Origin of the sequence: Microbacterium sp. AG1240 (assembly GCF_003635115.1) — a bacterium.
Classification (GTDB): Bacteria; Actinomycetota; Actinomycetes; order Actinomycetales; family Microbacteriaceae; genus Microbacterium.
On the sequence record NZ_RBXJ01000003.1, the window covers coordinates 540,083 to 550,618 of the forward strand.

The window sequence follows — 10,536 nt, forward strand, 5'->3', positions numbered from 1 at the left end:
CTCGTAATGTTCGAGAGTCGAATTATTCGACTCTCGAAAGAGATTAGCGATATCGTGGACCCCATGCAACCGACCGGTTCGCCCTCGCCCGATGCCGACGTGGCCGCCTTCGCGCCCACGCGTCCGGCGACGGTGCTGCTGCGGGAGTTCATCGAACTCAGTGAGCAGTTCGAGCGGTCGATCGGCGAAGAACTGGAGGTCAACCCGACCGATCTCCAGGCGATGGAGCATCTACTGATGGGCGGTCCGCTCGCGCCCGGCGAGCTCGCCCGTCGGGTCGGGATCTCGGCGGGGGCCACGACGACGGCCATCGACAGGCTCGTGGCGCTCGGTCACGTCACGCGCGAGCCGCACCCGACCGATCGACGGGGGATCCTGGTGGTGCCGCAGGAGTCGTCCCGCGACCGCGCGATGGGGCGCCTGATGCCCATGATCATGGGGATCGACGCCGAACTCGACGCGTTCACGCCGTCGGAGCAGGAGACGATCACGAGGTATCTCGCCCAGGTGGTCGAGCGGTTGCGGGGTCACGCCGAGAGGCGCGCGCCCGAGGAGTGACCGCCGGCGTCGGCGCAGACGCCCTCCGCAACGCCCAGCTCCACGACGCATGGGACGCTAAGAAGAGGCCCCGGGTCCGGAACCGGCACGAGTGAACGGCGCCGCGCGAAGAACGCCCCCCGATCGGGAGCGGGCTTCGGATGCCCCGTTCAGCGACGGGGGAGTTCTCGCGCGATCGGTCCGTTCATGCGCGGGTCCAGGTCTGATGTGTGACGCCCGACGGAGACGAGACGGCCTCGACGGCGAACCTGCTCTCGATCCCCTCGAGGCCGTGCCAGAGGTTCTCGCCGCGGCCGAGCACGATCGGCACCACGGCGAGGTGCATCCGGTCGACGAGGTCGGCCCGCAGGAACTGGCGGACGGTGTCCACGCCCCCGCCGATGCGCACGTCGAGTCCGCCGGCGAGTTCGCGTGCAAGGGAGAGGGCGTCGGCGGGCTCGGCGTCGACGAAGTGGAAGGTCGTGCCGCCCTCGAGCTCGAGCACCCGGCGAGGATGGTGCGTGAGCACGACGACCGGGGTGTGGAACGGGGGGTTCTCGCCCCACCAGCCGATCCATTCCTCGTCGGTCCACGGCCCGCGCTGGGGTCCGAACTTGTTGCGGCCCATGATCTCGACCCCGATGCCGGTGCCCCAGTTGCTCGCGAAAGCCTCGTCGATGCCGAACGATCCGGCATCGCCGCCCTGCATCGCCTGGAACGTGTGCGTGCCGAAGAACCAAGGCTGCATGAGCCTCGCCTGCGCGTGACCGAACGGCGCTTCGAGGGTCTGCCCCTCGCCCGTGCCGTACCCGTCGATCGAGACGGCGAAATTGTGGACCCGAACCTGCGACATGGGCACTCCCGAGAGGACGGATGCTCTCTGCAACCGTTTCGGAGCGTAGCCGCCCCCGCGTGGGCGTGCCAGGTGCGCGGGCGCACACCGCAGCATCCGAGGGGCATATCGTCGGATGACGTGATCGGCGCACACGAGAGGAACCTGATGCGGGCTGTGGTCTTCGAGAAGTTCGGCGAGACGCCGCGAGTGGCCGACGTCGCGATTCCCGAGCCGTCGCCGGGCGGAGTCGTCGTGCGGGTCGAGACGACCGGGCTCTGCCGCAGCGACGTGAGCGCGTGGCTCGGCCACGACTCGGGCGTGAGCGTGCCGCACGTGCCCGGGCACGAGTTGTCGGGGACCGTCCATGCCGTCGGCGAGCGGGTGACGCGGTTCGCGGCCGGCGACCGCGTGACGGTGCCGTTCGTGTCGTCGTGCGGGGCGTGCGCGCAGTGCCGTGCCGGTCAGGGGCAGATCTGCCCGAATCAGACGCAGCCGGGGTTCACCCACTGGGGATCGTTCGCGGAGTACGTCGCGCTGCACGACGCCGAGGCCAACCTGATCGCGCTGCCCGACGAGATCGACGGAGGTGTCGCGGCGCTTCTCGGGTGCCGCTTCGCGACCGCCTTCCGCGCTCTCGTCCACCAGGGCGAACTGGTCGCCGGCGAGAAGGTCGTGGTGATCGGATGCGGCGGGGTCGGTCTCAGCGCGATCATGATCGCCCGGGCGCTCGGGGCGACCGTCGTGGCCGTCGACATCAGCGCCGCCGCCCTCGGCCGGGCACGCGAGCTCGGGGCGGAGGTCGTGATCGATTCGTCGGGGCTGTCACCCGAAGCGATCGCCGCCCGCGTCCGCGACGCCGTCGACGGCGGAGTGAACGTGTCGGTCGACGCGTTCGGACGGGAGGATGCGGTGATCGCCGCCGTGCTCTCGCTGGGCCTGCAGGGGCGGCACGTGCAGGTGGGTCTCCTCGCGGAGGATCCGCGCATCCCCATGTCTGCGGTGATCGCGGGCGAGCTCACCCTGCGCGGATCGCACGGGATGGCAGCATCCGCCTATCCCGAGCTGATCGAGATGGTCGTCTCGGGTGCTCTGCGACCGGCGGATCTCATCACGCGGCGCATCGGCCTGGACGAGGTGCCGGAAGCGATCGCGGAGATGGCCGAGGGGCGCGCCCCCAGCGGGATCACCGTCATCGACGTGCAGGGGCCGGAACGGCCCGCGGCCTCGCCCGGCTGAGCGCCCACACGACGGCGCCCGCCGCGACGATCGCGGCGGCATGGGCGCGGGCCAGTGCCGGCGTGCCCGCGTGTTCTGCGCCCGGTAGCGACAGATCTCGGTCAGCTCATTGGTCGGGCGGTCGGTGTTTCGTAGGGTGGCCGGTATGGATATCGCATCGATGATCATGGGCGGCTCGATCGCGTCCATCGCCTGGATCGCGTTCTACCCGTGGGCCAAGCTCCGTCGCCTGCGCGAGCTGGAGGGCTCCGAGCACTGACGGGAAGCACCGGAGGTCGGCGTCGCGACGAAAGCGTCCATGTCGGATGGGAGGTCGGCTCTCACCGGGAAAAGCAAAACCCCCGCCATGTAGAAGCTAGGCGAGGGTTTCTGGGATGACTGTAATGATCATCCGTGTGGCTCCGACGGGCGTCGATCCCGTGACCTCACGATTTTCAGTCGTGCGCTCTACCAACTGAGCTACAGAGCCGCGCGGCATGTGAAACGCCGCGTCCTAGACGAAAGGCTCTCTGTCTTCCCTCGAAAAGGAGGAACAAAGAGCCTGTCGCTCGGAGCGACCCTGACGGGACTTGAACCCGCGACCTCCGCCGTGACAGGGCGGCACGCTAACCAACTGCGCTACAGGGCCATGCTTATTCAGTTATATCGGTTCGAGTGACCCCAACGGGATTCGAACCCGTGCTACCGCCGTGAAAGGGCGGCGTCCTAGGCCGCTAAACGATGGGGCCGAGCGACTCTGCAGGCTTACGCTTGCCGACGCCCAAGCATACGTAATCTGTCGCCGATGCGCCAATCGAGGGCGCGTCGTCCGTCGATCCGCGGTTCCGGCGCCCAAGATGAGCGTGGCACCCGCCCGATAATCCGCCCTGTTGTCGGTGTGACGGGTGTTGCTAGTGTGTTCGAAGTTAAGACCCCCTCGACGATAGGCATCTTGTGACGCTCGAGCGCTTGGACGACGCAGACGACTGCGGATGCGCGCCGACCGAACGCGAGCGCCGCACTCTGTGGCCCGCGGTCAATCGGCGCACCCTCCTCACCGCCGGCGGCCTGAGCGTCGTCGCGCTCGGCGCGATCGGCGGAGCGGTGGGCGGTCCGATGATCCCCAGCGCTTTCGCGGCGACCTACCCGTCGTGGGCCGACGTCGAACGCGCGAAGGCCAGCGAGGCTGCGAAGGCCGCCGAGATCACCCGCATCCAAGGACTCATCGCCGGCCTCTCCGCTGACGTCGAGCGCACGCAGGCCGAGGCCCAGGCGGCATCCGACGTCTACTACGCCGCGCAGCAGGCGTTCCTCGACGCGGCCTACGAGGCAGACCAGCTGCAGGCCCAGGCCGACGCCCAGGGCGCAGAAGCGACCGCTGCGGCGAACCAGGCCGGACGCGTCGCAGCCCAGCTGTACCGCAAGGGCGGCGACGACGCCTCGCTCGAACTGTTCTTCGCCGGCTCCGCAGCATCCGCCGACGACCTGCTGTCGCGCCTCGGCACGATGGACAAGCTTCTCGAGCGCAACCAGTCGGTGTACGCCAACGCGGTCGCCGCCCGCAACGCCGCGCAGAACCTCACGAACCAGGCCGAAGACAAGCGCGCCGAGCGCGACCGCCTCAAGCAGGAGGCCGAGTCGAAGATGGTCGCGGCCCAGCAGGCGTCGGATGCTGCGCAGGCAGCCCTCGCCGCGCAGCAGGCCAACCAGGTGACGCTCACGGCGCAGCTCGCGGCCCTGCAGGACAACACGGCGCGCACCGTCGCCGACTACGAAGCCGGTGTCGAAGCCGAGCGCCAGGCCCGCCTCGCACGGGAGGCCGCCGAACGCGCGGCCGCCGAGCAGCGCGAGCGCGAGCGTGCTGCTGCAGCAGCAGCTGCAGCAGCTGCGGCCGCGGCGGCTGCAGCCAACTCGGGCGGCGGCGGCGGCGGTGGCGGAGGCGGTGGCGGTGGCAACTCCGGTGGAGGAGGAGGAGGCGGCGGTGGCGGCGGCCAGGTCGTCGGATCCGGCTGGTCTCGCCCGTCGTCGGCGTGGGTCAGCTCCTGGTACGGCCCCCGTTCCTCGCAGTGCACGCCGAGCTACTGCTCCACGTCGTACCACCTCGGCATCGACTTCGGTGCGGGGTGCGGTGCCTCCAACTTCGCGGCCAACAGCGGCACGGTGACCTACGCCGGCTGGAACGGCGGCTACGGAAACTACGTGCGCGTCGACCACGGCGGCGGCCTCGCCACGGGGTACGCCCACAACAGCCGCATCCTCGTCTCGCGCGGCCAGTGGGTGTCGTCCGGCCAGGCCGTCGGCCTCGTCGGCCTCACCGGCAACGTCTTCGGCTGCCACTTGCACTTCGAGGTGTACCAGAACGGCAGCACCATCGACCCCGCGCCGTTCCTGCGCGCCCGGGGCATCTCGGTCTGATCGCCGAACGAGAAGAGCCCGGTCGGCGACGACCGGGCTCTTCTCGTTCGACGTGTGTCAGAGCGTGCTCGGAGCCTCGCCCGCACCCTGCGTCTTGGTCTGGCCCTCGTGCTCCTCGAAGCGCGTGAACGCCTCCTGCACGAGACGCTCGGCCTCGGCCGCGCCGGCCCACTCGTCGACCTTGACCCACTTGTTGGGCTCGAGGTCTTTGTAGTGCTCGAAGAAGTGGCCGATCTCGTTGCGGAGCTCCTCGGCGATGTCGCCGACGTCCTGGATGTGCGCCCAGCGCGGATCCTTCGACAGCACGGCGACGACCTTGTCGTCTCCGCCCGCCTCGTCGCTCATCTTGAGCACGGCGACGGGGCGCACCTTCGTGACGACGCCCGGGTAGATGTCGTGGTCGAGCAGCACGAGCACGTCGAGCGGATCGCCGTCCTCACCGAGGGTGTTCTCGAAGAAGCCGTAGTTGGTGGGGTAGCCGAAGGCGGTGAAGAGGATGCGGTCCAGGAACACGCGCCCCGTGCCGTGGTCGACCTCGTACTTCACGCGGCTGCCGCGCGGGATCTCGATGACGGCGTCGTACGCACCCATGCTCGTGCTCCTTAGATCAGTGGATTTCCGCCGCCCAGCCTAGTGCGGCCGACTGTCGTGTCTCAGGCGGAGAACGACTCGGCGATGACGCCGATCGCGCGCTCGCGGTCTTCGGGGCCGCCGCCCTCGTGCCCGTTGTAGGGCCACACGTCGATCGTCTTGTCTGCCGAGGCGTTGGCGTTGAACCCGGCGAAGACCGTCGACGGCGGGCAGATCGGGTCCATCAGGGCGACGGAGTAGTGGATGCGGGTGCGCACCCGACGCGCGAAGTTGACCCCGTCGACGTACGACAGCGTGCGGGCGACCTGCTCGACGCGCGACCGCTGCGAGGTGAGGTACCCCGCGATCTCGGAGTAGGGCGCAGCATCCGTGATCATCGTCGCGCGCGCGGCGTCGGACAGGAAGGGCACGAAGGCGACGGCCGCACTCACGTCGGGTCGGAGCGCTGCGGCGGCGATCGCCTGGGCGCCGCCCTGGCTACCTCCGACGACGGCCACGCGATCGGGGTCGATGCCCGGCAGGTCGCGCGCGACGTCGACGGCACGAACGGCATCGGTGAGCAGACGGCGGTAGTAGTAGGTGCGCGGGTCTTCGATGCCCCGCGTCGTGACCCCCGGGTGCGCGGGCGCCGAGCCGTGCGGGTCGGGGGTCGAGCCGTCCGCCGATCCGCGTCCGGCGCCCTGCCCTCGCACGTCCATCACCAGGTGCGCCCACCCCGAGGCTGCGGCCCACAGGTGGGTGATCGGGCGCCCGCGTCCGCTGCCGTAGCCGGCGTACTCGATCACGACCGGCAGCGCCTCGTCGGCGTCGGCCGGTGTCACGAGCCAGGCGCGCACCGGGTCGCCGGCGTAGCCGCTGAAGGTGACGTCCGAGACCCTCACGCACCGCATCCCCGTCTCCACCGTCTCGAGGACGGTGGGGGTGGCGCGGTCGGCCGCCTCCTGCAGCGTCTGGGCCCAGAAGTCGTCGAAATCGGCGGGATCTTCGACATCGGACTGGAACGTGCGCAGCTCGGAGAGCGGGCGATCGGTGAGCATGCCTACATCTAACCGTGGGCTCGACTCGGGCATGTGTTGCGCGGTCGCGCGCCGTAATTCAGGCTGATCGCGCCGCACGGCCCCGGCCGCCCCGCAATCTCGGCGATGCGCCGAGGGGCGCGCCCATCCAGCCTGAGTTGGTGCGGGAGGCCGGTTGCCCCGGTCGTGCGTCGTCGACGCGCGCGAGCGGGCCGGTACCGTGAGCGGATGCCCGTTCGCCCGAGCCTCGACCCCGCGGTCGCCGATGTGCGCCGTGCCGTGCGCACCGCGTTGGAGACCTCCCGCCCCGCATCCGTCGTCGTCGCCCTCTCCGGCGGGCCCGACTCGCTCGCGCTCGCCGCGGCCGTCGCCTTCGAGGCGCCCAAGCTCGGCATCGCCGCCGCCGCGATCACCGTCGATCACCGGCTGCAGGAGGGATCGGCGGATGCTGCGGAACGCGCCGCCGCCGCCGCTCGCGCTCTCGGCCTCGACGCCGTCGTGGTCGCGGTGCAGGTGGGTGCCGAGGGCGGCCCCGAAGCATCCGCCCGCCACGCCCGCTACGCCGCGCTCTCGCACGCCGCCCGCGAGCGCGGCGCCGAGGCGGTGCTGCTCGGCCACACCCTCGACGACCAGGCCGAGACGGTGCTGCTCGGGCTGGCGCGCGGCTCGGGGGCGGCGAGCCTCATGGGCATGGCGCCCGAGCGGATTGACGACTCCGGGCGGTGGTTGCGTCCGCTGCTCGGGGTGCGTCGTGCGACGACGGTCGCCGCGTGCGAGGCGCAGGGGCTCGATCCGTGGCACGACCCGCACAACGTCGAGCCCCGCTTCTCACGGGTGCGGGTGCGCGAGCGCGTGCTCCCCGTGCTCGAGACCGAGCTGGGCCCGGGCATTTCCGAGGCGCTCGCGCGCACCGCCGAGCAGCTGCGCGAAGACGCCGAGGCCTTCGCCGAGATGATCGACGAGACGATCGAAGACATCGTCGAGCACGCGGAGGCAGGCATCTCGGTCTCGGCCGCTGCCCTGGCCGCGAATCCGGCGGCACTGCGCCAGCGCATCATCCGCCTCGTCGTCTCCAGCGAGTTCGGCGAGAGCCTCACGCGGTCGCAGACGCTCGACGTCGCCCGTCTCGCCACCGACTGGGCGGGACAGGGCCCGATCGATCTGCCCGGCTGCTCGGCACGCCGCGTCGGCGGACGGATCGTCTTCGCGGCCACGGGGCACGCCCCGGCCAGCGCCTAAACTCGATCCATGCGCGCCGACCAGATCTCCGACGACATCACCGAGGTACTGATCACCGAGGAGCAGATCCAAGACAAACTGGCCGAGCTCGCCGAGCAGGTCGCCCGCGACTACGAGGGTGAGAACCTCCTCCTCGTCGGCGTGCTGAAGGGCGCGGTCATGGTGATGGCCGACTTCGCTCGCCACCTCCCGCTGCACATCCAGATGGACTGGATGGCGGTGTCGTCCTACGGCACGGGCACGCGCTCCAGCGGTGTCGTGCAGATCCGCAAAGATCTCGACACCGACCTCCACGGGCGCCACGTGCTCATCGTGGAGGACATCATTGACTCCGGCCTCACCCTCAGCTGGCTGCTCGAGAACTTCGCCTCGCGGGGGGCGGAGTCGATCGAGGTGCTGGCGCTTCTGCGCAAGCCCGACGCGATGAAGGTCGAGGTCGACTGCCGCTACGTCGGGTTCGACATCCCCAACGAGTTCGTCATCGGCTACGGCCTCGACTACGCCGAGAAGTACCGCAACCTGCGCGACGTCGCGGTGCTCGCGCCGCACGTCTACAGCTGAGGCGCGTACGCCGTGGGCGAATGCACAGTCCGCCCATAGAGACCCCGCTGTACCCTGATTTGACCGTAAACCGGTGGAATCCTGACGAAAGGGGCCCGGGCGTCGCCCCGCACCATGGACTTCAAGAAGCTCACGCGCAACCCGATCCTCTACATCGTCGTGATCGGTCTGCTCCTCCTGGTCGGCTTCTGGCTCATCACGAGCCTCAACGGCGCCCGGCAGATCTCGACCCAGGAGGGCCTCGAGCTGCTCAAGGGCGGCACCGTCGCCGAGGCCACGACGACCGACGGCGACCAGCGCGTCGACCTCACACTGAACCAGCCCTACGAGGGCGCCAACGAGGTGCAGTTCTACTACGTCTCGGCGCGTGCGGTCGAGGTGGTCGACGCGATCGACACCGCGAACCCCGCTGACGGGTACAACGACGTCGTGCCGCGACCGTCGTTCTTCGACGGCATCCTGTCGCTGCTGATCCCGCTCCTCATCCTCGGTCTGCTGTTCTGGTTCCTTCTCTCCAGCGCCCAGGGCGGCGGCAGCAAGGTCATGCAGTTCGGCAAGTCACGGGCGAAACTCGTCTCGAAGGAGAGCCCGACCGTCACGTTCCAGGACGTCGCGGGTGCCGAAGAGGCGATCGAAGAGCTCGAAGAGATCAAAGACTTCCTGAAGGATCCCGCCAAGTTCCAGGCCGTGGGCGCCCGCATCCCGAAGGGCGTGCTGCTGTACGGCCCTCCCGGAACGGGTAAGACGCTCCTCGCCCGTGCGGTCGCCGGCGAGGCGGGCGTGCCGTTCTACTCGATCTCGGGTTCGGACTTCGTCGAGATGTTCGTCGGCGTCGGTGCCAGCCGCGTGCGCGACCTGTTCAACCAGGCGAAGGAGAGCGCCCCGGCGATCATCTTCATCGACGAGATCGACGCCGTCGGTCGTCACCGCGGCGCCGGCATGGGCGGCGGGCACGACGAGCGCGAGCAGACGCTGAACCAGATGCTCGTCGAGATGGACGGCTTCGACCCGAAGGCGAACGTCATCGTCATCGCGGCCACCAACCGACCCGACATCCTCGACCCGGCGCTGCTGCGCCCGGGCCGCTTCGACCGCCAGATCGGCGTGGACGCCCCCGACCTCAAGGGTCGCCAGCGCATCCTCGAGGTGCACGGACGCGGCAAGCCCCTCGCCGACGGTGTCGACCTCGAGGTCGTGGCCCGCAAGACCCCCGGCTTCACCGGTGCCGACCTCGCCAACGTGCTCAACGAAGCGGCGCTCCTGACGGCGCGCTCGAACGCTCAGCTGATCGACAACCGCGCCCTCGACGAGGCCATCGACCGCGTGCTCGCCGGTCCGCAGCGCCGCACCCGCGTGATGCGCGACAAGGAGAAGCTGATCACGGCGTACCACGAGGGCGGTCACGCCCTCGCGGCGGCGGCGATGAATCACACCGACCCGGTGACGAAGGTGACGATCCTTCCCCGCGGCAAGGCGCTCGGCTACACCATGGTGCTGCCGCTCGACGACAAGTACTCGATCACCCGCAACGAGCTGCAGGACCAGCTCACCTACGCGATGGGTGGCCGCGTCGCCGAGGAGATCGTGTTCCACGACCCCACCACGGGCGCGTCGAACGACATCGAGAAGGCGACGAGCATCGCGCGCAAGATGGTCACCGAGTACGGCATGACCACCGACGTCGGGCCCGTGAAGCTCGGCTCGTCGTCGGGCGAGGTCTTCATGGGTCGCGACATGGGCCACGGCCGCGACTTCTCGGAGCGCATCGCCGAGCGCGTCGACGCGGAGGTGCGCGCGCTCATCGAGCAGGCGCACAACGAGGCGTACGAGGTCATCAACTCGAACCGCAAGATCCTCGACCGCCTCGCGCTCGAACTCCTCGAGAAGGAGACGCTGGACCACCTCGAGCTCGCCGAGATCTTCACCGACATCACCCGTCTTCCCCCGCGTCCGCAGTGGCTGTCGTCCGACGGCCGCCCCGTCTCGCAGCTGCCGCCGGTCGACGTGCCCCGTCGCGCTCAGCCGGCAGGGGTCGCGGCGAACACCGAGGCCGAGGCGCAGACCGAGAAGGCCCCGCGTCGCCAGCCGAGCGGACAGGCTCGACCGGCGACCGCGTAGGCCCGGACG

At 69.8% G+C, this 10,536-nt stretch carries 9 protein-coding genes and 3 tRNA genes; 6 read left to right on the forward strand and 6 right to left on the reverse strand.

All coding sequences use genetic code 11. The annotated features are described in order from the left end of the window. Positions 1-63: 63 nt before the first annotated feature. A complete protein-coding gene (locus DEU34_RS14570) occupies positions 64-558 on the forward strand; it encodes a MarR family winged helix-turn-helix transcriptional regulator (RefSeq protein WP_183042502.1) in 495 nt (164 codons plus the stop codon). A 184-nt stretch (positions 559-742) separates the two neighbouring features. On the opposite strand, the gene DEU34_RS14575 is transcribed toward DEU34_RS14570, so the two are convergent. Further along, positions 743-1,390, reverse strand: coding sequence for a dihydrofolate reductase family protein (locus tag DEU34_RS14575; RefSeq protein WP_121151454.1), 648 nt, complete (start codon positions 1,388-1,390; stop codon positions 743-745). Between the two features lie 147 nt (positions 1,391-1,537). Here DEU34_RS14575 and DEU34_RS14580 point away from each other — a divergent pair, with 147 nt between their 5' ends. Continuing rightward, positions 1,538-2,608 carry an alcohol dehydrogenase catalytic domain-containing protein gene (locus DEU34_RS14580; protein ID WP_121151456.1) on the forward strand — a complete coding sequence of 357 codons (1,071 nt, stop codon included), beginning with the start codon at positions 1,538-1,540 and terminating at the stop codon, positions 2,606-2,608. A gap of 396 nt (positions 2,609-3,004) precedes the next feature. Here DEU34_RS14580 and DEU34_RS14585 read toward each other — a convergent pair. The 3 genes from DEU34_RS14585 to DEU34_RS14595 all read right to left on the reverse strand — a co-directional run bounded on the left by DEU34_RS14585 (position 3,005) and on the right by DEU34_RS14595 (position 3,336). Further along, positions 3,005-3,077 (reverse strand) — tRNA-Phe (locus tag DEU34_RS14585). Between the two features lie 85 nt (positions 3,078-3,162). Continuing rightward, positions 3,163-3,236: transfer RNA gene (locus DEU34_RS14590), tRNA-Asp, on the reverse strand. A 27-nt stretch (positions 3,237-3,263) separates the two neighbouring features. Beyond that, positions 3,264-3,336 (reverse strand) — tRNA-Glu (locus DEU34_RS14595). Positions 3,337-3,556: 220 nt separating this feature from the next. Here DEU34_RS14595 and DEU34_RS14600 point away from each other — a divergent pair. Further along, positions 3,557-5,002, forward strand: a complete 1,446-nt coding sequence (locus tag DEU34_RS14600) for a M23 family metallopeptidase (RefSeq protein ID WP_259460181.1) — start codon at positions 3,557-3,559, stop codon at positions 5,000-5,002. A 57-nt stretch (positions 5,003-5,059) separates the two neighbouring features. Here DEU34_RS14600 and DEU34_RS14605 read toward each other — a convergent pair whose 3' ends face one another. Both DEU34_RS14605 and DEU34_RS14610 read right to left on the reverse strand, forming a co-directional pair. Beyond that, complete coding sequence (locus tag DEU34_RS14605; RefSeq protein WP_121151460.1) at positions 5,060-5,593, reverse strand: inorganic diphosphatase; 534 nt, start codon at positions 5,591-5,593, stop codon at positions 5,060-5,062. Between the two features lie 62 nt (positions 5,594-5,655). Beyond that, entirely contained in the window at positions 5,656-6,630 is a 975-nt protein-coding gene (locus tag DEU34_RS14610) for an acetylxylan esterase (RefSeq protein ID WP_121151462.1), read from the reverse strand. Positions 6,631-6,837: 207 nt separating this feature from the next. Here DEU34_RS14610 and tilS point away from each other — a divergent pair, with 207 nt between their 5' ends. The 3 genes from tilS to ftsH all read left to right on the forward strand — a co-directional run bounded on the left by tilS (position 6,838) and on the right by ftsH (position 10,527). Beyond that, on the forward strand, positions 6,838-7,848 hold the full coding sequence (gene tilS, locus DEU34_RS14615) for a tRNA lysidine(34) synthetase TilS (protein ID WP_121151464.1): 1,011 nt from the start codon (positions 6,838-6,840) through the stop codon (positions 7,846-7,848). A gap of 9 nt (positions 7,849-7,857) precedes the next feature. Continuing rightward, on the forward strand, positions 7,858-8,409 hold the full coding sequence (gene hpt / locus DEU34_RS14620; protein ID WP_116647207.1) for a hypoxanthine phosphoribosyltransferase: 552 nt from the start codon (positions 7,858-7,860) through the stop codon (positions 8,407-8,409). 114 nt (positions 8,410-8,523) lie between these two features. Next, complete coding sequence (ftsH, locus tag DEU34_RS14625) at positions 8,524-10,527, forward strand: ATP-dependent zinc metalloprotease FtsH (protein WP_121151465.1); 2,004 nt, start codon at positions 8,524-8,526, stop codon at positions 10,525-10,527. Positions 10,528-10,536 lie beyond the last annotated feature (9 nt).